The following is a 21,411-nucleotide window of genomic DNA, read 5'->3' on the forward strand; positions in this document are numbered from 1 at the left end:
ATGCCCGCCGCCTATCCGTTTTCCGCGATCGTCGGCCTCGCCGACCTGCGGCTCGCGCTGCTGCTCACCGCCGTCAACCCGGCGATCGGCGGCGTGCTGGTCCGGGGTGAGAAGGGTACGGCGAAATCGACGGTCGTGCGTGCCCTTGCCATCCTGCTGCCCGAGCTCGACGCCGTGCGGGGCTGCCGCTTCGGCTGCGACCCGAGCGGTCCCGACCCGGAGTGCCCGGACGGCCCGCACGACGCCACCGCACCGGCCGTGCGCCGACGATCGTCCCTTGTGGAGCTCCCGGTCGGCGCGACCGAGGACCGCGTCGTGGGTACGCTCGACATCCAGCGGGCGCTCAAGGAGGGCGTAAAGGCTTACGAGCCAGGGCTTCTGGCCACCGCCCACCGTGGACTGCTCTATGTGGACGAAGTCAATCTGCTCCCCGACCACCTCGTCGACCTGCTGCTCGACGCGGCCGCGATGGGCCGGGCGCACGTGGAGCGGGACGGGGTGTCGGTCAAGCACGCGGCGCGATTCCTGCTCGTCGGCACGATGAACCCGGAGGAGGGCGAGCCGCGCCCGCAGCTCGTCGACCGCTTCGGGCTGGTCGTGTCGGTGACGTCGCCGGACGAGCCCGCGCCCCGGGCCGAGGTGGTGCGGCGGCGCCTCGCGTACGACGCGGACCCGGACGGGTTCGCCGCGCGCTGGGCGGCCGAGGACGCCTCGCTGGCGCACCGGATCGCGGACGCGCGGGAGCGGCTGGCGGCCGTGGAGCTACCGGACCGGGAGCTCGACCGGATCGCCCGCATCTGCTTGGCGTACGGGGTGGACGGCCTGCGCGCCGACATCGTGGTGGCCCGGGCGGCGCTGACCCTTGCCGCGTGGCACGGGCGGGACGCGGTGACCGCCGAGGACGTACGGGACGCGGCCCGGCTGGCGCTGCCGCACCGGCGCCGCCGCGATCCGCTCGACCCACCCGGCACGGACGAGGAGCGCCTGGAGGAGACACTCTCCAATGAGGACTTCGAGCCCGAGCCCGAGCCCGAGCCTCCGGGCGGCGGCGCACCGCGCGGCGAGGACGGTGTGGACGGTGCGGAAAGCGAGGGTGGTGCCGGCGAGCAGCCGGTGGCCGCGCCCGGGCAGGCGTACCGGCCACGGGTGCTGACGCTGCCGAAGACCGGGGAGCGGGCGCACGCCGGCCGCCGCTCGCTCGCGTACGCCCGGCGGGGACGGGTGGTCGGCGCCCGCCTGCCGCTCGGGGCCGGCGCGCCGCACCTGCCGGCCACACTCCGGGCCGCGGCCGCCCGGGGGAGCCGCACCGTGGCCCCGGGCGACCTGCGTGAGGCGGTGCACGTCGGGCGGGAGGCCAACCTCGTGCTCTTCGTCGTCGACGCCTCGGGCTCGATGGCCGCCCGGCAGCGGATGAGCACGGTCAAGGCGGCGGTGCTGTCGCTGCTGCGCGACGCGTACCAGCGACGGGACCGGGTGGGCATGATCACATTTCGGGGTACGGGCGCGGACGAGGTGCTCCCGCCCACCTCCAGCCACGAGGTGGGCGTGCAGCGGCTGGCCCGGCTCCGCACCGGCGGCCGTACCCCGCTCGCGGCGGGACTGGAGGCGGCCGCCCGTACGCTCCGGGCCGAGCGCCGCCGCGACCCGCGCCGCCGGCCGCTGCTCGTACTCGTCACCGACGGCCGCAACACGTCCGGCGCCGACCCGCTGACCGTGGTGCCGTCGCTGGCCGGCACCTCCGCGGTCGTGGTCGACTGCGAGGCCGGCCCGGTGCGGCTCGGCCTGGCCCGGCGGCTGGCGGCCGCGCTGGACGCCCCGTGCGTGCCGCTCGCCCAGCTCTCCGCGACGAACCGCATGGGAAGGGCCGCCTGATGCCGCAAGGAAAGCCGGACACCGTGCCGGACGACGGGCTCACCACCCGGGAGCGGCGGCGCCAGCCCGTGCTCGCCGTCCACACCGGACAGGGCAAGGGCAAGTCCACGGCGGCGTTCGGGATGGCGCTGCGCGCGTGGAATGCCGGATGGCCGATCGTGGTGTACCAGTTCGTGAAGAGCCCGAAGTGGAGGGTGGGCGAGGAGGCGGCCCTGCGGGCGCTCGGCGAGACCGGCAAGGGCGGCGCGGTCACCTGGCACAAGATGGGCGAGGGCTGGTCGTGGATCCAGCGCCCCGGCACCGAGCGCGACCACGCCGCCGAGGCCGCCGAGGGCTGGGCACAGGTCAAACGCGACCTGGCCGCGGAAGCCTACCGGTTCTACGTGCTCGACGAGTTCACGTACCCGATGAAGTGGGGTTGGGTCGACGTTGCGGACGTCGTCGCGACGCTGCGCGACCGGCCCGGCTCGCAGCACGTCGTCGTCACCGGCCGCGACGCGCACGGCGACCTCGTCGCGGCGGCCGACCTGGTCACCGAGATGGCGAAGGTCAAGCATCCGATGGACGCGGGGCGCAAGGGGCAGCGGGGGTTGGAATGGTGACAGGCTCGGCGTGGTAACCGATGTCGCCCGCCTCGTCGTCGCGGCACCGGCTTCCGGACACGGCAAGACGACGGTCGCGACCGGACTGCTGGCCGCGTTCGCCACGCGGGGCACGCGGGTGGCCGGCTTCAAGGTGGGGCCCGACTACATCGACCCGGGATACCACGCGCTCGCCGCCGGCCGGCCGGGCCGCAACCTCGACCCCGTGCTGGTGGGGGAGGAGCGGATCGGCCCGCTCTTCGCGCACGGCGCCGCCGGGGCCGACCTGGCCGTGGTCGAGGGCGTGATGGGGCTGTACGACGGGCGCGTGGGCGCCGGGGACTTCGGCTCCACCGCGCACGTGGCCGCGCTGCTCGCCGCGCCGGTCGTGCTCGTCGTGGACGCGTCCGCGCAGGGGCGGTCGGTAGCGGCGCTGGTGCACGGGTTCCGGTCGTTCGGCGGCGTGCGGCTGGCCGGCGTCGTCCTCAACCGGGTCGGCTCCGACCGGCACGAGGCGCTGCTGCGGGACGCGTGCGAGGAGGTGGGCACGCCGGTACTCGGTGTGTTGCGCCGCCATCCGGCGGTGGCCGCGCCGTCGCGGCACCTCGGCCTGGTGCCGGTGGTCGAGCGCTCCGCGGCGGCGGCGTCGTCGGTGGCCGCGCTGGCCGACCTTGTGGCGGCGGGCGTCGACCTGGACGCGGTGCTCGCGGTGGCGCGGACCGCACCGCCGCTGGCCGCTACGGCGTGGTCACCCTCCTGTGTGGACCCGGTGCCGGCCGGTCCGGTCGTCGCGGTCGCGGGTGGGCCGGCGTTCAGCTTCGGATACACCGAGACCGTCGAGCTCCTGCGCGCGGCGGGCGCTCAGGTGTCCACGGTGGACCCGCTCCGCGACGAGGCGCTCCCCGACGGGACGCGGGCGCTCGTGGTGGGTGGCGGCTTCCCCGAGGTGTACGCGGACCGCCTGGCCGCCAACGCCCCGCTCCGCGCCGCCGTGGCCGCTCTGGCCGCGCGCGGAGCGCCGATCTCGGCCGAGTGCGCGGGGCTGCTGTGGCTCTGCCGCACGCTGGACGGCGCCGAGATGTGCGGCGTGCTCGACGCCGACGCCACGATGACCGGCCGCCTGACCCTCGGCTACCGGGACGCCGTCGCGCTGACCGGCAGCTCAGTCACGCCGGCCGGCACGAGGGTCACCGGGCACGAGTTCCACCGCACGGCGGTCACCCCGAGAGCGGGCGCGGCGCCGGCGTGGGCCTGGCGCGGCGCGGACCCGGAGGGCTTCGTCTCGGGCGGGGTGCACGCCTCCTACCTCCACCTCCACTGGGCCGGCCACCCCGAGATCGCCCATCGTCTCGTCGCGGCGGCGGCCGCCGCCTAATGTGGCGGCATGACGGAGGAGCGTGAAGTGCACCGACCGCTGGATCAACCTCCCCTGGTCGTCGGACTCTGACGCTCCGCACACCTGCAATAAGTTGGGGTGCTTGTACCAATTTTCCTCCCGGAGGAGACTTCACCGCGTTGGCAATACTGCGACAAGGACCGACCGAGGAGGACAACCCCGTGAACGACTCATCCGGTACGTTGCCCGACGTCGCCATCTCCGTGGGGGCGGTCGCGGTGGCCCGGCACGCCCACGAGTTCGGCTTCGACCCGACCCCCGCACAGTGCGAGACGATCGCGCGTGCGGTGCTGGAGGCCGGCTCGCCCTATCTGCGCGAGGCCGGCCCGGACTCCGAGGGCTGGCCGCCGATGCCCGACCCGGAGAGCTAGGGCCCTAACGCCCCTCCAGGTCACCTTCCGTGCTCAGGTACGCCTCGCGCAGCCCGTCGAGCACGGCCGGGTCCGGGTACTCCCACATCTTGCGGTCGGCCGCTTCGAGCAGGCGTTCGGCGATCGCGTGCAGGGCCCACGGGTTGGAGCGTTCGAGGAAGGCGCGGTTCTCCTCGTCCAGCACGTAGGTCTCGCCCAGCTTGTCGTACATCCAGTCGGCGACCACGCCGGCCGTCGCGTCGTAGCCGAACAGGTAGTCCACTGTGGCCGCCAGCTCGAAGGCGCCCTTGTAGCCGTGCCGGCGCATCGCCGCCAGCCATCGCGGGTTGACCACGCGGGCGCGGAAGACCCGCGCGGTCTCCTCGTGGAGGCTGCGGGTCCGCACCGCCTCGGGCTGGGTGCTGTCGCCGATGTACGCGGCGGGCGCGGTGCCGGTCAGCGCGCGCACCGTGGCGATCATCCCGCCGTGGTACTGGAAGTAGTCGTCGGAGTCGGCGATGTCGTGCTCGCGGGTGTCCACGTTCTTGGCGGCGACGGCGATCCGGCGGTACGCGGTCTCCATGTCCGCGCGGGCCGGCACGCCGTCCAGGTCGCGCCCGTAGGCGAAACCGCCCCACGCCGCGTACACCTCGGCGAGGTCGCCGTCGTCGCGCCAGTTGCGGCTGTCGATGAGCGGGAGGAGGCCGGCGCCGTACGCGCCGGGCTTGGAGCCGAACACCCGCGCGGTCGCCCGCCGCTGGTCGCCGTGCGCGGCGAGGTCCTGCTCGACGTGGGCGCGCACATAGTTTTCCGACGGAGGCTCGTCCAGGCCGGCGACCAACCGCACGGCGTCGTCGAGCATCACGACCACATGCGGGAACGCGTCGCGGAAGAACCCGCTGATCCGCACGGTCACGTCGATCCGGGGCCGGCCGAGCTCGGCGAGGGGGACGGGCGCGAAGCCGTTCACCCGGCGGGACGCCTCGTCCCACTGTGGACGGACCCCGAGCAGCGCCAGCACCTCGGCCACGTCGTCGCCGGCGGTGCGCATCGCGCTGGTACCCCACACCGACAGCCCGACCGAGCGGGGCCACTCGCCGGTGTCCGCGCGGTACCGGGCGAGCAGCGAGTCGGCCATCGCCTGCCCGGTCTCCCAGGCCAGCCGGCTCGGCACCGCCTTCGGGTCGACGGAGTAGAAGTTGCGCCCGGTGGGGAGCACGTTGACCAGGCCGCGCAGGGGTGAGCCGCTCGGCCCGGCCGGGATGTACCGCCCGTCGAGCGCGCGGAGCACGTTGGTGAGCTCGTCGGTGGTGCGGGCCAGCCGGGGCACGATCTCGGTCGCCGCGAAGCGGAGGACCTCGGCGGCGGGCCCGTCCGGTACGGCGGCCGGATCCCAGCCCTCCTCCTCCATGCGGGTGACCAGCGCCCGGGCCTCCGCCTCGACGCGGTCGACCTCCTTCAAGGAGTCGCCCATGCCCAACGCCTCGCGCAGGCCCGGCAGCGCCGCCACCTGGCCGCCCCACATCTGCCGGGCGCGGAGCATCGCGAGCACCAGGTTGACCCGGGCCTCGCCCACCGGCGGTACGCCGAGCACGTGCAGGCCGTCGCGGATCTGCGCGTCCTTGACCTCGCAGAGCCAGCCGTCGACGTGCAGCAGGAAGTCGTCGAACTCGGCGTCGTGCGGCCGGTCGTCCACGCCCAGGTCGTGGTCGAGCCGGGCGGCCTGGACGAGCGTCCAGATCTGCGCCCGGATGGCGGGCAGCTTGGCCGGGTCGAGCGCGGCGATGGTGGCGTGCTCGTCGAGGAGCTGTTCGAGCCGGGCGATGTCGCCGTACGTCTCGGCGCGCGCCATCGGCGGTACCAGATGGTCGACCAGCGTGGCGTGCGCGCGCCGCTTGGCCTGCGTGCCCTCGCCGGGATCGTTGACCAGGAAGGGGTACACGAGCGGCAGGTCGCCCAGCGCGGCGTCCGGCCCGCACGCGGCCGACATGCCGACCGTCTTGCCGGGCAGCCACTCCAGGTTGCCGTGCTTTCCGACGTGGACGATCGCGTGCGCCCCGAAGCTGCCGGCCACCCACCGGTACGCGGCCAGGTAGTGGTGGCTCGGCGGCAGGTCCGGATCGTGGTAGATGGCGATCGGGTTGGCGCCGAAGCCGCGCGGCGGCTGCACCATCACGACGACGTTGCCGGCGCGGAGGGCGGCGAGCACGATGTCGCCGCCGGCGTCGACGTAGAGCTCGCCCGGCGGCGGCCCCCAGTGCCGCTCCATCGCCGCGCGCAGCTCGGCGGGGAGCGTTTCGTAGTACGCGATGTAGTCGGTGGCCGGGATGCGCACCGGGTTGCCCTCGAGCTGCTCCTCGGTGAGCCAGTCGGGGTCCTGCCCGCCGGCCGCGATGAGCGCGTGCATCAGCGCGTCACCGTCGTCCGGGAGGTCGCCGACGTCGTACCCGCGCTCGCGCAGCGCGCCCAGCAGCCGCACCGTGCTGGCGGGCGTGTCGAGGCCGACCGCGTTGCCGATGCGGGAGTGCTTGGTCGGGTACGCCGACAGCATCAGCGCCACCCGCTTTTCGGCCGGCGGCACATGGCGCAGGCGGGCGTGCGCGACCGCGATGCCGGCGACCCGGGCGGCGCGCTCGGGGTCCGCCACGTACACGGTCAGGCCGTCCGGGTCGATCTCCTTGAAGGAGAACGGGACCGTGATGATCCGCCCGTCGAACTCGGGGATCGCCACCTGCGTCGCCGCGTCCAATGGGGAGAGTCCGTCGTCGCCGGTGGCCCACGCCGCCCGGTCGCTGGTGAGGCAGAGCCCTTGCAGGATCGGCACGTCGAGCGCGGCGAGCGCGCCCACGTCCCACGCCTCGTCGTCGCCGCCCGCGCCCACCCGCGCGGGGCGGGTGCCGCCGGCCGCGAGCACGGTCACCACCAGCGCGTCGGCCCGCCCGAGCGTGGCCAGCAGCTCCGGATCGGGGGTGCGCAGCGACGCGCAGTACACGGGCAGTGGCCGCCCACCGGCGCTCGCGACGGCCGCGCAGAGCGCCTCGACGAACGCGGTGTTGCCGGCCACGTGGTGCGCCCGGTAGTAGAGCACGGCCACGACCGGCCCGCCGCCCTCGGGCAGGTCGCCGGCGCCCCAGACCGGTGTCGGCTCCGGCGGCGCGAAGCCGTGCCCGGTCAGCAGCACCGTGTCGGAGAGGAACCGGTGCAGCTGGGCGAGGTTGCCCGGCCCGCCGTGGGCGAGGTACGCGTGGGCCTCCGCGGCGACCCCGCTCGGCACCGTGGAGAGGCGCATGAGCTCGGCGTCGGGCGCCTGCTCGCCGCCGAGCACCACCACCGGGCGGGGGCCGGCCAGCAGCGCGTCGAGCCCCTCCTCCCAGGCGCGGCGCCCGCCGAGCAGGCGGACGACCACGAGGTCGGCGCCCTCCACCAGGTCGGGAACGTCGGCCACCGCGGTGCGCGCCGGGTTGGCCAGCCGGTACGGCGCGCCGCTCGCCCGCGCGCTCAACAGGTCGGTGTCGGACGTCGACAGCAGCACGAACACGGCCCACCGCCTCCCTCGGGATCCGCGTCCCGGGTCGAAGGTCGCGGCGACCGGAGTGTCTGGCTCCTGAGCTGACGCTCAGTGACAGTGGCGGGACCGCGCCGGACTCGCACCGGCTTCCTCCGCTTGTCGCCGCGGGTTGCGGAGACCAGCGTAGCTGGCCGTAGTATCCGGCCCGTGGTCGCCTCCTTACCAGCTCGTTCCGGCCCGGACGCCTGTCCCGGCGCCGTCCAGGTGCACCCTGCGCTCGACGGTGGCCTGGCCAGGGTCCGCGTGCCGGGCGGCGCGCTCACCGCCGACCAGTGGCGCGCGGTCGCCGAGGCGTCGGCCGCCCTCGGCGCCGGTGAGCTGGAGCTCACCTCGCGGGGCAACCTCCAGGTCCGCGGTCTGGCGGCCGGCGCGGAGGCGTCGCTCGCCGAGCGGCTGTCGGTGGCCGGCCTGCTGCCGTCGGTCACCCACGATCGGGTACGGAACATCGTCGCCTCGCCGCTCAGTGGGCGGGACGGCCGGGGCGTGCTCGACGTGCGCCCGCTCGTCGCCGCGCTCGACGCGGCCCTCCGCGCCGACCCGGTGCTGGCCGGCCTGCCCGGGCGCTTCCTCTTCGCGCTCGACGACGGGCGGGGCGACGTCGCCGGGCTCGGCGCCGACGTCGGGCTGCGCGGGCGGACCCTCCTGCTCGCCGGGCGGGACAGCGGGCTGCGGGTGGCGCCCGACGAGGCCGTACCGGCGCTGCTGGCGGCCGCGCACGCGTTCCTGGCCGAGCGGGACGGCCACTGGCGACTGTCCGAACTGGACGACGGCGTGAACCGGGTCGCGGCGCGGCTCGGCGCGACACCACCCGGGCTGCCGGCGGCGCGACCCGTCTCGTGGGGGCCGATCGGCGCGGTGTCCCAAGTGGACGGCCGGATCGCGGTCGCGGCGGCGGTGCCGCTGGGGCGGCTCTCTCCCGCGCAGGTCGAGGTCCTCTGCGGCGCGCCGGCCGTCGTGGTCACGCCGTGGCGGGGCGTCGTGGTGCCGGACCTTCCCGACGGGAGCTTCCTCGCCCGGCTGGCGGAGGCCGGCCTCGCCACGGATCCCGACTCGCCGTGGGTGGGGGTGACCGCCTGCGTCGGCTCGCCCGGATGCGCCCGGGCGTACGCCGACGTGCGGGCCGACGCGCTCGACCACCACAGTGGACACCCGTCGCACGGCCTGCCGGTGCACTGGGTCGGCTGCGAACGCGCCTGCGGCAGCCCGGCCGGCGAGCACCTGCGGATGGTGGCCACAGTGGACGGGTACGTGACGGCGTGACGGCTTACCTCAAGGACGGTGCGGAGATCTACCGGCGGTCGTTCGCGACGATCCGCGCGGAGGCCGACCTGTCGGGGCTCCCGGACGACGTGGCCCGGGTCGCGGTCCGGATGATCCACTCGTGCGGGATGGTCGACCTCGTCACCGACCTGGCCTGGTCGGCGGGGGCGGTCGCGGCCGGCCGGGCGGCCCTGCGCGCCGGCGCCCCGATCCTCTGCGACGCCGCGATGGTGGCCGCCGGGGTGACCCGCCGCCGGCTCCCCGCGGGCAACGAGGTGGTCTGCACGCTCGGCGACCCCCGCGTGCCGGCGCTCGCGGAGCGGCTCGGCACCACCCGCAGCGCCGCCGCGCTGGAGCTGTGGCGGGACCGGCTCGACGGCGCGCTCGTCGCGGTGGGCAACGCGCCGACCGCCCTCTTCCGCCTGCTGGAGCTGGTCGCCGAGGGCGCCGGCCGGCCGGCGGCGGTGCTGGGCATCCCGGTCGGCTTCATCGGCGCGGCCGAGTCGAAGCGCGCGCTCGCCGCCACCGACCTCGAACACCTTGTGGTACACGGCCGCCGCGGCGGCAGCGCGATGACGGCGGCGGCCATCAACGCCATCGCCAGCGAGGAGGAGTGATGGGTGCGGGGCGGCTGTACGGCGTGGGACTCGGGCCGGGCGACCCGGAGCTGGTGACCGTCAAGGCCGCCCGGCTGGTCGAACGAGCGGACGTGGTGGCGTACCACAGTGCCCGCCACGGCCGCAGCATCGCCCGCGCGATCGCCGAGCCGTACCTGCGGGAGGGGCAGATCGAGGAGGCGCTGGTCTATCCGGTGACGACCGAGACGACCGCGCACCCGGGCGGCTACCGGGGCGCGATCGACGAGTTCTACGCCGAGTGCGCCGCCCGCCTCGCCGCCCATCTCGACGCCGGGCGGGACGTGGTGGTGCTCTGCGAGGGAGACCCGTTCTTCTACGGCTCGTACCTGCACATCCACAAGAGACTGTCGCCCCGGTACGCCACCGAGGTGGTGCCCGGCGTCACCTCGGTCAGCGGCGGCTCGGCCGTGCTGGGACGCCCGCTCGTGGAAGGCGACGAGGTGCTCACCGTGCTCCCCGGCACGCTCGCCCCGGAGGAGCTGGCCCGGCGCCTGGACGGGTCCGGTCCGGCGGCGATCCTCAAGCTGGGCCGCACGTTCACGGCGGTCCGCGAGGCACTGGCGCGGGCCGGCCGGCTGGACGAGGCCTGGTACGTGGAGCGGGCCACCACCGCCGGCCAGCGCGTCGCGCCGCTGTCCGATGTCGACCCGTCGACGGTGCCGTACTTCTCGCTCGCGCTCCTGCCCAGCCGGGTCGCGGCGGTGCCGCCGCCGCTCGTGGACGCCGCCGCGCGCTCCGGCCCCGGAGAGGTCTCGGTCGTGGGGCTCGGCCCGGCCGGCCGGGAGTGGACGACACCGGAGGCGCAGGCGGTACTGGCCGCGGCGGACGACCTGGTGGGCTACGGGCCGTACCTCGACCGGGTGCCGCCCAACCCGCGCCAGCGGCGCCACCCCTCCGGCAACACCGAGGAGGCGGCGCGGGCGGCGTACGCGCTGGACCTGGCCGCCGCCGGCTCCCGGGTCGCCGTCGTCTCCTCGGGCGACCCGGGCGTCTTCGCGATGGCGAGCGCGGTGCTGGAGGTGGCCGCCCAGCCCCGGTACGCGGACGTGCCGGTGCGGGTCGTGCCCGGGCTCACCGCCGCGCAGGCCGTGGCGAGCCGGGCGGGCGCGCCACTCGGCCACGACTACTGCGTGCTCTCCCTCTCCGACCGGCTCAAGCCCTGGGACGTCATCGTGGAGCGGCTCACCGCCGCCGCCCGTACCGACCTGGTCATCGCCATCTACAACCCGGCCTCGCGCACCCGCACCTGGCAGGTGGAGAAGGCCCGCGACCTCCTGCTGGAGCACCGCGCGCCGGACACGCCCGTGGTCGTCGGGCGGGACGTGGGCGGGCCGGCGGAGCACGTGCGCGTGGTACGCCTCGCCGACCTCGACCCGTCTGGCGTGGACATGCGCTGCCTGCTGATCGTCGGCTCCTCCGCCACGCGGCAGGGGAGCGGCGGTGCGGTGTTCACGCCGCGCCGGTATCCCTGAGCCACTCGACCGCCTCGTCTACTGTGGACACCGACTGGACGCCGGGCTTCGCCGGCCGGTCCACCAGCACGACCGGGATGCCGCGGTCCCGGGCGGCGACCAGCTTCGCGGCCGTCATGGTGCCGCCGCTGTCCTTTGTGACCAGTACGTCGATCGCGTGCTTCCGCATGAGCCCCGCCTCACCCTCCACCGTGTACGGTCCACGGTCGAGCAGCAGGTGATGCCGCCGGGGCAGCGGCGCCTGCGGCGGGTCCACGGTGCGGACCAGGAAGAAGAGGTCCAGATCCGCGAAGGCGGCGAGGCTCTGGCGCCCGGTGGTGAGCATCACGCGCGTGCCCAGCGTGGCCAACGCCGCGGCGGCCGCCTCGACGCTGGGCACGCGCCGCCAGTCGTCGCCCGGCTCCTCGGTCCAGCCGGGGCGGTGCAGCGCCAGCAGCGGTACGCCGGTGGCCCGTGCGGCGGCCACGGCCGAGGCGCTGATCCGGCTCGCGAACGGGTGCGTGGCGTCCACCACCGCGCCCACGTCCTGCGCCACCAGCCAGGCGGCCAGCCCGTCCGGCCCGCCGAAGCCGCCGATCCGCACCTCGCCCTCGGGCAGGCGCGGGTCGCGCACCCGGCCGGCGAGCGACGTGACCACCCGCCAGCCGCCCGCGCGGGCCGCCAGCGCGCGCGCCTCGCCGGTGCCACCGAGGATGAGCAGCGTCCGCACGGACCCAGTCTGGCATGCTGTGGCGGTGACTCTGCGCTACGGCTGGACCACCGGGGCCTGCGCGACGGCGGCGACCACGGCCGCGTACACGGCGCTGCTCACCGGCTCCTTCCCGGACCCGGTGGAGATCGTGCTCCCCAAGGGCCAGCGCCCTTCGTTCGCGCTCGCGGTCGAGTCGCTCACCGGCGGCGCCGCGACGGCCGGCGTCGTGAAGGACGCGGGCGACGACCCGGACGTCACGCACGGTGCGCTCGTCCGCGCCACCGTCACCCCCGGCCCGGCCGGCGGCGGCGTGCTCTTCCGCGCCGGCAGCGGCGTCGGCACGGTCACCAAGCCCGGCCTGCCGATCGCGGTCGGCGAGCCGGCCATCAACCCGGTGCCCCGCCGCATGATGCGCGAGGCGGTCGCCGAGGTCGCCGCCCGGCACGGCGGCACCGGCGACGCGGTGGTGGAGATCTCCGTCGACGGCGGCGAGGAGCTGGCGAAGAAGACCTGGAACCCGCGCCTCGGCATCCTCGGTGGACTCTCCATATTGGGCACGACCGGCATCGTGGTGCCGTACTCCTGCTCCGCCTGGATCGACAGCGTCCGCCGGGGCATCGACGTGGCCCGCGCCGCCGGCCGCCAACACGTCGCCGGCTGCACCGGGAGCACCTCCGAGCGGGTCGCCGCCGAGCTGTACGGGCTGCCCGAGGACGCGCTGCTCGACATGGGCGACTTCGCCGGGGCGGTGCTCAAGTACCTGCGCCGCCACCCGGTGCCCCGCCTCACCATCGCCGGCGGCATCGGCAAGCTCTCCAAGCTGGCCGAGGGGCACCTCGACCTCCACTCCGGACGGTCCCAAGTGGACCTCGCCGCGATGGCCGGGACGGTGCGCGCGGCCGGCGGCGACGGCGAGCTGGTCGCCCGCGTCGCCGCCGCGAACACAGCGCTGGAAGCGCTCGGCCACTGCCAGGCCGCCGGGCTGCCGCTCGGCGACCTGATCGCGGAACGGGCCCGGCGGACCGCCGTCGAGGTGCTCCGCGAGGCGCCCGTCACGGTCGACGTCGTGGTGATCGACCGCGCCGGTACCGTCGTCGGCCGCGCCTAGGAGACCCTTCGGGGCCCGCCGGTGATCAAAGCTCCCTTCAAGTCGCTAGAACTACTTGAAGGGAGCTTTGATCACGGGCGCTATTCGCAGGCGGTTTATTCGCAGCCGATCCCGTCATTGTCGTTGCCGTCAAGATCGTAGATGTCATCCCCGATGATCTTCACTGGCCCCTCGACATAGGCAGGCCCGTTGCCGGTGCCGCCCGCGCAGTCCACGTCGCTGGCGATCGGCACGCAGCCGCTGTAGTTCGGGTCGCACTGCCGGGTCGGCGCCTTCTTCTTCGTACCGACGGCGGTGACCTCGGCGACCGGCTGCTTGGTGACGGCCTGGCGCAGCAGCTTGCGGGCCGTCTCCTTCCCGCCGGTGTACGTCACCTCGTAGGTCAGCGTCTTCACGCCGGTGACCCCCTTGGTCCGCACCTTGCGGGTGCCCTCGGTGAGGGTGGAGTCCTTGACCGTGGTCCGCTTGAACGGGATCTTCTCGGTCACCGTGACCGTCTTGACCTCGACGACCGGCGTCGGCGTGGGCTCGGCGGTGGGTGTCGGCTCGGCGGCGGGCGTCGGCTCCACTGTGGACTCCGCCGTCGTCGCGCTCTGCGGCTGCTCCGGCTCGGCCGGCCCGCAGGCGACCAGCACGCCCGCGACGCAGGCGGCCACTACCGCGCGGAACAGGACCTTTCGTGCCCCCATGTTCAGACCCTCCGTAGTTGTGAGGGCTTGTACGGTAATCCGGTCCGGCGTTGATCACCGTCGGTCGTTGATCCGGTCCCGGGCCGCCTTTGGATGCGCTCCCACGGCGAAAATCGCTCGCGTCCGGATTCCTCGCCATCCCGCCATCCGCCGATCAAGGCCTTGCCGGGCCGGACGGCCCCCCGATTCCGGCTCCCACCAGGGAATTCAGCGGGTGCGGGCGGCGGAGTAGAGGTGGCTGTCCGGAAACTCGGTCGCGCTCAGGGTGCGGCCGACGACGATGACCGCGGTGCGCTCGACGCCGGCGGCGGCCACCTGCGCGGCGATCGTCGCGAGCGGGCCGCGGAGGACGACCTCGTCCGGGCGGGAGGCGTAGGCGACCACGGCCGCCGGGCAGTCGCTGCCGTAGAACGGGGTGAGGGCGGCCACCACGTCCTCGATCCGGTGTACGGCCAGGTGGATCACCAGCAGCGCCCGGCTCGCGGCGAGCGTGGCCAGGTCTTCGGTGGGCGGCATGGGCGTGGCCTGGCCGGTGACGCGGGTGAGGATCACGGTCTGGCCGACGCCGGGGACGGTGAGCTCGCGGCGCAGCGTGGCGGCGGCCGCCGCGAAGGCGGGTACGCCCGGGGTGACGTCGTACGGGACGCCGGCCGCGTCGAGGCGGCGCATCTGCTCGGCCATCGCGCTGAAGACGGACGGGTCGCCGGAGTGCAGGCGGGCCACGTCCTGGCCGGCCCCGTGTGCCGCGATCATCTCGGCGACGATCTCGTCCAGCGTCAGCCGCGCCGTGTCCACCTTGCGGGCGCCGCGCGGGCAGGCGTCGAGCAGGGCCGCCGGGACGAGGCTTCCCGCGTAGAGGCAGACCGGGCTCGCGGCGATCAGGTCGCGGCCGCGGACGGTGATCAGGTCGGCGGCGCCCGGGCCGGCGCCGATGAAGTGGACCGTCACGACCGCACCGCCGCCCACTGGACCACCGGCAGCGCCGGCCGCCACGCGGTGAAGCCCCCCACCGCGCCGGCGCGGCTCACCTCGATCCGGGTCAGGTCGCCCCCCACCGTGGCGTGCCAGGCGGCCAGCACCGCCTCGGACTCCAGGGTCACCGCGTTGGCGACCAGGCGGCCGCCGGGGGAGAGGGCCGCCCAGCAGGCCTCCAGCAGGCCCGGCTCGGTCACCCCGCCACCGACGAAGACGGCGTCCGGCCCGGGGAGGGCGGCCAGCGCCGCCGGGGCCCTTCCCTCCACGATGGACAGATCGGGAACGCCGAGCGCCAGCGCGTTTTCGCGGATGCGGGCGGCGCGGGTGGGGTCGGACTCGACGGCGACGGCGCGGCACGAACGGTGGCCGCGCATCCACTCGACGGCGACGCTGCCGGCCCCGGCGCCGACGTCCCAGAGGAGCTGGCCGGGTACCGGCGCCAGGCGGGCCAGCGTGACGGCGCGCACCTCCCGCTTGGTCAGCTGTCCATCGTGGACGTACGCGTCGTCGGGGAGGCCCGGCACCGCCGGCAGCGCGGGGCCGCCGGCGCACTCCACGGCCACGATCGCGAGCTGGTCGCCGGCGGGCCAGGGGGAGGCGGCGGAGCCGTGCCGGATCCGCTCGCCCGGGCCACCCAACTGTTCGAGAACCGTCAACCGGCTGCCCTCGTACCCGCGGGTGGAAAGGATGCCCGCGACGGTGGCCGCGCCCGCCCCCAGGACCAGCAGGCGGCGGCCCGGGGTGAGGTATGGGTGAAGGTGCTGGACCGGGCGGCCGACCAGGCCGACCACCTCGACCTCCTCCATGGCCCAGCCGAGGCGGGCGCAGGCGAGCGACATCGAGGAGGCGTGCGGGAGGACGGCGACCCGCCCGGGGCCGAGGATGCGCAGGATCGCGGCGCCGATGCCGTGGTGCATCGGGTCGCCGCTGGCCAGCACGCAGACCCGGCGGCCGCGGTGGGCGTCGAGGAGGCCGGGGAGCGCGGGCATCAGCGGCGACGGCCACGGCAGCCGCTCGCCCCGCACGGCGCCGGGGAGGAGGGCGAGCTGGCGGCGGCTGCCGAAGAGGACGTCCGCTTCCACCAGCCGGGACTGGGCGGTCGCGGCGAGGCCGGGCCAGCCGTCGGCGCCGATACCGACCACGTGTACGTCAGGCATTGCCGAGCACCCGGGTCACGGTGATCTCGATGACGACCCGCTTGGGGTTGGCGCGGGGGGTGCGGTAGCGCTCGGCGTAGCGGCGTTCGGCGTCGGCGACCGCGGCCGGGTCGTCGCGGACCACCGCCCGCCCTTCGAGCGTGGACCAGCGCCGGCCGTCGACCTGGCAGAGCGCGACCAGGCCGGTGTCGGCGGCGTTGCGGACCTTGCGGGAGTCGCGCGAGGCGATGACCCGGGCCAGGCCGGCCTCCGGGTCGAGGGTCACGCCGACCGGGGTGACGTGCGGGGAGCCGTCCCGGCGCAGGGTGGTGAACGTGCAGAGGTGGCGCTCGCGCCAGAAGCTCAGGAAGGACTCACCCGCCAACATCAGCAGGAGACTACCCAGGGGGTACCGGGTCAGTCGTGGAAGGCCTTCGCGAGCGCGTCCCGGAAGCGCCGCTCCGGCTCGGTGACCAGGTGGCCGCCGATGCCCAGCATGCCGCCCGAGGGTGCCGCGCTGACCACCTGCTCGGCGATGCTGACCACCCAGTGGCCGTACGCGCCGGCCTCGCCCTCGTCGACCTTGGCGCGCAGCAGCGCGGCGGCGGCGCCGGCCCGGTCGAGCACGTCCCCGAGGTACGCCTCCGGGTCGCCCGGGTTGATCGGCGGCAGCTCCTCGCCGGTCTCCGGGTCGCCCGCCCGCGACACGACCTCCTGGGCGACCGCGGCGACGAGCGGGCTCCCGCCGTCGCGCCCCGCGGCCACCGCCTCCAGGCCGGCCGCGCCCTCGGCGAGCGTGCGGCGGGTGCCGTCCGGCTCGGCGGCGCTGGCGGCGGTGAGCACCGCGAGCGGCAGGCCGGTGAGCAGGCCCCACTCCTCGTCGGAGAAGCCGAGCGTCAGGTACACCGGTTGTTCGGTCACGGGACCGCCTTTCGATCGCGGCTGGGTCATCCGGCCTCCGCCACCAGCAACCCCTGGGCGCGGACGACCGGCACGGACAGGGTCTTGTACCCCACATCGTCGAACAGAACCGTCATCTTGTCCGACTCGTACGCCAGCACCATACCGACCCCCCACTCGGCGTGGCGCACCGTGCTGTGCAGGGGGAACGGGCCGCGTTCCGCCCTGCGCGCCGGCTGGGCCCGGCCCTCGGCGCAGTTGTCGCAGTGCCCGCACGGTCGGGCGAGGTGCTCGCCGAAGTAGGCGAGCAGCGCCCGCCCGCGGCAGGAGTCGCTCTCGGCGAAGGCGCGCATCATGTCGGTACGCGAGCGCTGTACCACCTGCTGCCGCTCCGCCTCGGCCAGGGCGGCGCGGGCGGCCTCGACCGGCTCGGGGGCGTACCGGGGCGCGGTCAGCTTCTGCCCCACGGTGGTGGCGGCGCCGACCTGCTCCAGCAGCCCGAGCAACTGGCCGAGCTTGCGGGCGCCGAGCCCGGTCCGCTCGCGCAGGGCGGTGCGGGTCAGCTTGCCGGTACGCAGCACCGCGGCCAGGTCGCGCAGCTCGGTCGCGTCGGGCGCCCCGCCGGTGAAGAAGCGCTGCAGGCCGATGTCCTCGGCCCGCCACAGCAGCAGCGCCCGGGCCGGTGCGCCGTCCCGCCCGGCGCGGCCGATCTCCTGCTGGTAGCTGTCCGGCGAGTCGGGCAGTGCCACGTGCGCCACCCACCGGATGTCCGGCTTGTCGATGCCCATGCCGAACGCGGAGGTCGCCACCATCACCGGTACCCGCCCGGCCAGGAAGTCCTCGTGCCGCCGCTCGCGTACGCCCGCGGCCATCCCGCCGTGGTACGCCGCCGCCGCGAACCCGGCCGTCGAGAGCCGCTCGCCCAGCTCCTCGGCGGCGCGGCGGGTCGGCACGTAGACGATGCCGGTGCCGCCGCCCTTGTCATCGCGCAGCAGTGCGACCAGGCGGCGCCAGCGGTACTCCTCGTCGGGGCAGTGCGCCACCTCCAGGAAGAGGTTGGGGCGGTCCAGCCCGGAGACGACAACGAGCGGGTCGCGCAGCCGGAGCCGCTCGACGATGTCGTCGCGTACCGGCGGGGAGGCGGTGGCGGTCAGCGCGACCACCGGGGGGCGGGCGGTGCCTGCGCCTTTGGCGCGGCCGCCTGTGCCTTTGGCGCGGGTGCTCTCGGCGCTTTCGCCGCTTTCGTCGCGGGTGCCTTCGGCGCTTTCGCGGTGGGTGCCTCCGTCGCCGGTGCCCTCGTCGCCGGTGCCCTCGTCGCCGGTGCCCTCGTCGCCGGTGCCCTCGACGAGGTGGCCGAGCGCGAGGTAGTCGGGGCGGAAGTCGTACCCCCAGGCGGAGATGCAGTGCGCCTCGTCCACCGCGACCAGCGCGGGGCGGAGCGCCCGCACCTCGGCGCGCCGCTCGGGGTCGGCGAGCTGCTCCGGGGTGATGAACAGGAACCGGGCCAGCCCCTTGCGCACCGCCTCCAGCGCGGCCGACCGCTGCGCGGGCGTCTCGGCGGAGCTGACCCGGACGGCGGCCATGCCCGGGCGGTCGTTGAGGGCGTTGATCTGGTCCTGCTGCAGGGCGAGCAGCGGCGAGATCACCACGGTCGGCCCGGCCAGCATCATCGCCGGGACCTGGTAGACAGCGGACTTCCCACCACCGGTGGGGAGCACGACCAGCGCGTCCCGGCCGCGCAGCACCGCGCGCATCGGGGCAAGCTGGCCGGGGCGCAGCCGGCGCCAGCCGAAGTGGGTGCGGGCGGCACGGCGCAGCCGCCGGGAGAGGGGAAGCGGAAGTCTCATGGCGGGCCCATCGTGCCCCCCGCGCACCGCCGGCAAACGGCCGGGGTCTATGCGGCGCCTTCCGGTCCCCGACCGGCGACCGCCTCCGTTCGCCTACGAGCGGATCTAGAACGTTTAGGGCTGAAATAGCGCCCTAAACGTTCTAGATCCGCGTGACGGCGCGGGGTCGCGAGGCGACACCTCGTGCGGTGGCCACTAACCTTTGCCGGCTTCGCCGGCGCCGGGTGACCAGCGGCCGAAGGCCGCCGGTCACCCGGTGAACGTTAGTGGCCACCGCACTGGCGGGGGCGAGGGCGCGACCGGCGCGCGGGGGACCGCCCTCCGGGCGGGGCGGTTTAGCCCTCGGGGCGGACCGGGCCCTCGCCGGGCTGGGCCTCCGGGCAGCGCAGCCGCAGGTACTGGTGGCCGAACGGCTTGTCGATCAGCCAGCAGTGGTGCGGCTCGTCGGTGCCCGGGTGGGCGTAGCCGTCGAAGAAGCGGCAGGTGACGCACATCTTCGTGACCGGGATCTGGCCCTCGCGCTGCATCCGCCGGATCTGGGCGGCCACCACGCCGAGCAGCTGGTGCTGCCCCTCCTGGTCGAGGTTGTGCAGCTCGGAGAGGAGGTCGGCGGCCCAGTTGAGCAGCTCGGGCGACTGCGCGCGGCCGGCCTCGGTCAGCGCGATCCGCACCGCGTGCGGCGCGTACGACGGGGAGGGGTCGACGGAGACCAGCCCCTCGCGGGCCAGCGTCGCGATCGCCGACATGGTCGCGTGGGTGGTCATGTTGAGGTCGGCGGAGAGCTCGGACAGCGGGTAGACCTCGCTGCGCCGGCTCAGCAGGAGCAGCACCTGCTGCTGGGCTATGGTCCGCTCCAGCTGGATCGGGCTCTCGGCGGCCTGCACGGCCACCGCCACACGGGTCAGGCCCGTAGCCAGCTGGCGGGTAGAGGTTTCCAGGTCCACGCCTATCTATCCCTGGGTCGGTGACGCCTCGGGTCACGTTACCCCGGCGCTACGCGGTGAGATGGTCACAGGTGGGCGGCGGCTTTCTCAGCGGATCCTTAACATCCGGCCCGCACGTGCATCCGCGAGAGTCACTTGCCCTTGCCGAACATCGACCGGATCGCGGCCAGCAGCAGGAGCGCCCCGAGGATCGACCCGACGACGCGGACGGCCGGAATGTCGAACCAGCTCCGGTCCTCGGCGGCGATGGTGGCGGCCGAGCACAACACGTCCATCTCCGCACTCTTTCACGGTGAGGCAAGAAGTCGCGCGGTCCGCAAAGCTCCCGACACCCGTTCGTGGGCATACCGGCACAAAGGCCAGCCCGCCTGGTGAGACTTAATAGAAAGGTTTATTGACTATTTCCGGGATCCGGTGTGACCATGGCATCTACCCGCCGGACCGGCGGAAACTGTCCACTATGGAGTACGGGGGCCACATGTCGGAGACCAGCCGGGATCTGCTACGCCTCGCCGGCGCCGTGTTGCAGCCGGGTTTCGAGGGGACGCTCCCGCCGACCTGGGTGCGCCGCTGGCTGGGTGAGGGACTGGGCGGCGTGGCCCTCTTCGGGCGCAACATCGCCAGCCCCGCCCAGGTCGCCGAGCTCGCCGCCGCGCTGCGCGCCGAGCGGCCGGACGTGATCGTCGCGCTCGACGAGGAGGCCGGTGACGTCACCCGCTTCGAGACCTGGCAGGGCAGCTCGCGGCCGGGCAACCTCGCCCTCGGCGCGGTCGACGACGTGACGCTGACCGAGGCGGTCGCCCGCGACCTGGGCCACGACCTGGCCGCCGCGGGCATCACGCTCGACTACGCGCCGGACGCGGACGTCAACAACAACCCGGACAACCCGGTCATCGGCGTGCGGGCCTTCGGCGCCGATCCGGACCTCGTCGCCCGCCACACCGCCGCCTGGATCACCGGCCTCCAGTCGGCCGGCGTCGCGGCCTGCGCCAAGCACTTTCCCGGGCACGGCGACACCAGCGTCGACTCGCACGTGGACGTGCCCCGGATCGGGTCGTCCCGCGCCGAGCTGGACGGCACGGAGCTGCCGCCGTTCCGGGCCGCGATCGCGGCGGGCGTGCAGGCCGTCATGACCGGCCACCTGCTGGTACCCGCCGTCGACCCGGAGCGCCCGGCGACGCTGAGCCGGCTCGTGCTGACCGACCTGCTCCGCGACGAGCTGGGCTTCGCCGGCACGGTGATCACCGACGGCATCGAGATGCGGGCGCTGCGGACCCGGTACGGCCTGGAGGGCGCCGCCGTGCAGGCGCTCGCCGCCGGCGTCGACGCGATCTGCGTGGGTGGCGACCACGCCGACGAGGCGACCGCCACCCGCCTGCGGGACGCGATCGTGGCCGCGGTCGCCGCCGGGGAGCTGCCCGAGGAGCGGCTCGCCGAGGCGGCCAAGCGGGTCGAGCAGCTGGCCGCGTGGACCGCGCAGGCCCGGGCGGCCGCGGTGCCGGACCCGGCGGGCGGCGTACCGGTCGGGCTCGCCGGCGCCCGCCGCGCGATCCGCGTCACCGGTGCCGCCGCCGCGCTGCCGCTGGCCGGCGCGCCGCACGTGGTGGAGTTCGAGCCGCCGCGCAACTTCGCGATCGGCCCCGAGACGCCGTGGGGCGTGGCGACGCCGCTGGCCGCGCTGCTGCCCGGCACGACCGCGGCCCGCCTGACGGCGGCCGACGCGACGGGTGGGTTCCTCACCGCGGCGCGGGGACGGCCGCTGGTGCTCGTCGTCCGCGACATCCACCGGTACGAGTGGATGGCGCGCGCCGTAGCGACCGCGCTCGCCGCCCGGCCGGACGCGATCGTCGTGGAGATGGGCGTTCCTGCGTCGGTCGTGGGGGCGACCCACGTGGCCACGTACGGCGCCACGCGCGCCAACGGCGAAGCGGCCGCGGAGGTGCTTTCCGGCCGTTCTGTCCACAGCGGATAGTGCCCCCACGGA

General features: G+C 75.1%; 19 protein-coding genes and 1 riboswitch. Of the genes, 9 read left to right on the plus strand and 10 right to left on the minus strand.

Features of this window, described 5'->3' with window-relative positions:
* From RB614_RS34730 to RB614_RS34745, 4 genes are all read left to right on the plus strand, one after another.
* Positions 1 to 1,872, plus strand: a complete 1,872-nt coding sequence (locus RB614_RS34730; RefSeq protein ID WP_308716949.1) for a VWA domain-containing protein — start codon at positions 1 to 3, stop codon at positions 1,870 to 1,872.
* Positions 1,872 to 2,474: a cob(I)yrinic acid a,c-diamide adenosyltransferase gene (cobO, locus tag RB614_RS34735; protein ID WP_308716950.1), complete on the plus strand. Its 603-nt coding sequence runs from the start codon at positions 1,872 to 1,874 to the stop codon at positions 2,472 to 2,474. Before RB614_RS34730 ends, cobO begins: the two co-directional genes overlap by 1 nt.
* A 10-nt stretch (positions 2,475 to 2,484) precedes the next feature.
* Positions 2,485 to 3,828 (plus strand): cobyrinic acid a,c-diamide synthase CobB, encoded by a 1,344-nt coding sequence (locus RB614_RS34740; protein WP_308716951.1) that lies wholly within the window; start codon positions 2,485 to 2,487, stop codon positions 3,826 to 3,828.
* Positions 3,829 to 4,010: 182 nt separating this feature from the next.
* Positions 4,011 to 4,220: a hypothetical protein gene (locus RB614_RS34745; protein WP_308716952.1), complete on the plus strand. Its 210-nt coding sequence runs from the start codon at positions 4,011 to 4,013 to the stop codon at positions 4,218 to 4,220.
* A 4-nt stretch (positions 4,221 to 4,224) separates the two neighbouring features.
* Here RB614_RS34745 and RB614_RS34750 read toward each other — a convergent pair whose 3' ends face one another.
* The gene (locus RB614_RS34750) at positions 4,225 to 7,737 is read right to left on the minus strand and encodes a cobaltochelatase subunit CobN (RefSeq protein WP_308716953.1); all 3,513 of its coding nucleotides are present in this window, start codon (positions 7,735 to 7,737) and stop codon (positions 4,225 to 4,227) included.
* A 31-nt stretch (positions 7,738 to 7,768) separates the two neighbouring features.
* Positions 7,769 to 7,905, minus strand: a riboswitch (cobalamin riboswitch).
* A gap of 9 nt (positions 7,906 to 7,914) precedes the next feature.
* Between RB614_RS34750 and cobG the strand changes: the two genes are divergently transcribed.
* Genes cobG through RB614_RS34765 form a run of 3 tightly spaced genes read left to right on the plus strand, consistent with a single transcriptional unit; the run spans position 7,915 to position 11,137 of the window.
* Entirely contained in the window at positions 7,915 to 9,027 is a 1,113-nt protein-coding gene (cobG, locus tag RB614_RS34755) for a precorrin-3B synthase (RefSeq protein WP_308716954.1), read from the plus strand.
* A complete protein-coding gene (locus RB614_RS34760) occupies positions 9,024 to 9,644 on the plus strand; it encodes a precorrin-8X methylmutase (protein ID WP_308716955.1) in 621 nt (206 codons plus the stop codon). Before cobG ends, RB614_RS34760 begins: the two co-directional genes overlap by 4 nt.
* A complete protein-coding gene (locus tag RB614_RS34765) occupies positions 9,644 to 11,137 on the plus strand; it encodes a precorrin-2 C(20)-methyltransferase (RefSeq protein WP_308716956.1) in 1,494 nt (497 codons plus the stop codon). Before RB614_RS34760 ends, RB614_RS34765 begins: the two co-directional genes overlap by 1 nt.
* Here RB614_RS34765 and RB614_RS34770 read toward each other — a convergent pair.
* Positions 11,115 to 11,846 (minus strand): cobalt-precorrin-6A reductase, encoded by a 732-nt coding sequence (locus RB614_RS34770; protein WP_308716957.1) that lies wholly within the window; start codon positions 11,844 to 11,846, stop codon positions 11,115 to 11,117. The two genes, RB614_RS34765 and RB614_RS34770, sit on opposite strands and share 23 nt — an antisense overlap.
* On the opposite strand from RB614_RS34770, the gene RB614_RS34775 reads away from it, so the two are divergent.
* Positions 11,767 to 12,936, plus strand: a complete 1,170-nt coding sequence (locus RB614_RS34775) for a cobalt-precorrin-5B (C(1))-methyltransferase (protein ID WP_428983168.1) — start codon at positions 11,767 to 11,769, stop codon at positions 12,934 to 12,936. The genes RB614_RS34770 and RB614_RS34775 overlap by 80 nt on opposite strands.
* A gap of 95 nt (positions 12,937 to 13,031) precedes the next feature.
* Here the strand turns inward: RB614_RS34775 and RB614_RS34780 are convergent, their stop codons facing one another.
* The 8 genes from RB614_RS34780 to RB614_RS34815 all read right to left on the minus strand — a co-directional run bounded on the left by RB614_RS34780 (position 13,032) and on the right by RB614_RS34815 (position 19,702).
* The gene (locus tag RB614_RS34780) at positions 13,032 to 13,625 is read right to left on the minus strand and encodes a G5 domain-containing protein (protein ID WP_308716959.1); all 594 of its coding nucleotides are present in this window, start codon (positions 13,623 to 13,625) and stop codon (positions 13,032 to 13,034) included.
* A gap of 207 nt (positions 13,626 to 13,832) precedes the next feature.
* A complete protein-coding gene (gene cobM, locus RB614_RS34785) occupies positions 13,833 to 14,573 on the minus strand; it encodes a precorrin-4 C(11)-methyltransferase (protein ID WP_308716960.1) in 741 nt (246 codons plus the stop codon).
* Positions 14,570 to 15,757: a precorrin-6y C5,15-methyltransferase (decarboxylating) subunit CbiE gene (cbiE, locus tag RB614_RS34790; protein ID WP_308716961.1), complete on the minus strand. Its 1,188-nt coding sequence runs from the start codon at positions 15,755 to 15,757 to the stop codon at positions 14,570 to 14,572. Before cbiE ends, cobM begins: the two co-directional genes overlap by 4 nt.
* Positions 15,750 to 16,124: a PPOX class F420-dependent oxidoreductase gene (locus RB614_RS34795; RefSeq protein WP_308716962.1), complete on the minus strand. Its 375-nt coding sequence runs from the start codon at positions 16,122 to 16,124 to the stop codon at positions 15,750 to 15,752. Before RB614_RS34795 ends, cbiE begins: the two co-directional genes overlap by 8 nt.
* A gap of 29 nt (positions 16,125 to 16,153) precedes the next feature.
* Entirely contained in the window at positions 16,154 to 16,657 is a 504-nt protein-coding gene (locus RB614_RS34800; RefSeq protein WP_308716963.1) for a hypothetical protein, read from the minus strand.
* A 26-nt stretch (positions 16,658 to 16,683) separates the two neighbouring features.
* The gene (locus RB614_RS34805) at positions 16,684 to 18,483 is read right to left on the minus strand and encodes a RecQ family ATP-dependent DNA helicase (RefSeq protein ID WP_308716964.1); all 1,800 of its coding nucleotides are present in this window, start codon (positions 18,481 to 18,483) and stop codon (positions 16,684 to 16,686) included.
* Between the two features lie 335 nt (positions 18,484 to 18,818).
* Complete coding sequence (locus tag RB614_RS34810) at positions 18,819 to 19,427, minus strand: MarR family winged helix-turn-helix transcriptional regulator (protein WP_308716965.1); 609 nt, start codon at positions 19,425 to 19,427, stop codon at positions 18,819 to 18,821.
* A gap of 131 nt (positions 19,428 to 19,558) precedes the next feature.
* On the minus strand, positions 19,559 to 19,702 hold the full coding sequence (locus RB614_RS34815; RefSeq protein ID WP_308716966.1) for a hypothetical protein: 144 nt from the start codon (positions 19,700 to 19,702) through the stop codon (positions 19,559 to 19,561).
* A 203-nt stretch (positions 19,703 to 19,905) separates the two neighbouring features.
* On the opposite strand from RB614_RS34815, the gene RB614_RS34820 reads away from it, so the two are divergent.
* The gene (locus tag RB614_RS34820) at positions 19,906 to 21,399 is read left to right on the plus strand and encodes a glycoside hydrolase family 3 protein (RefSeq protein ID WP_308716983.1); all 1,494 of its coding nucleotides are present in this window, start codon (positions 19,906 to 19,908) and stop codon (positions 21,397 to 21,399) included.
* Positions 21,400 to 21,411: the final 12 nt, after the last annotated feature.

The sequence above is a fragment of the Phytohabitans maris genome (assembly GCF_031085175.1).
Classification (GTDB): Bacteria; Actinomycetota; Actinomycetes; order Mycobacteriales; family Micromonosporaceae; genus Phytohabitans; species Phytohabitans maris.

Coding starts and splice junctions, on each gene's coding strand:
- RB614_RS34730 (WP_308716949.1), top strand. CDS start 1: ATGCCCGCCGCCTATCCGTTTTCCGCGATCGTCGGCCTCGCCGACCTG.
- cobO (WP_308716950.1), top strand. CDS start 1,872: ATGCCGCAAGGAAAGCCGGACACCGTGCCGGACGACGGGCTCACCACC.
- RB614_RS34765 (WP_308716956.1), top strand. CDS start 9,644: ATGGGTGCGGGGCGGCTGTACGGCGTGGGACTCGGGCCGGGCGACCCG.
- RB614_RS34780 (WP_308716959.1), bottom strand. CDS start 13,625: ATGGGGGCACGAAAGGTCCTGTTCCGCGCGGTAGTGGCCGCCTGCGTC.
- cbiE (WP_308716961.1), bottom strand. CDS start 15,757: ATGCCTGACGTACACGTGGTCGGTATCGGCGCCGACGGCTGGCCCGGC.
- RB614_RS34795 (WP_308716962.1), bottom strand. CDS start 16,124: ATGTTGGCGGGTGAGTCCTTCCTGAGCTTCTGGCGCGAGCGCCACCTC.
- RB614_RS34805 (WP_308716964.1), bottom strand. CDS start 18,483: ATGAGACTTCCGCTTCCCCTCTCCCGGCGGCTGCGCCGTGCCGCCCGC.
- RB614_RS34815 (WP_308716966.1), bottom strand. CDS start 19,702: ATGGACGTGTTGTGCTCGGCCGCCACCATCGCCGCCGAGGACCGGAGC.
- RB614_RS34820 (WP_308716983.1), top strand. CDS start 19,906: ATGTCGGAGACCAGCCGGGATCTGCTACGCCTCGCCGGCGCCGTGTTG.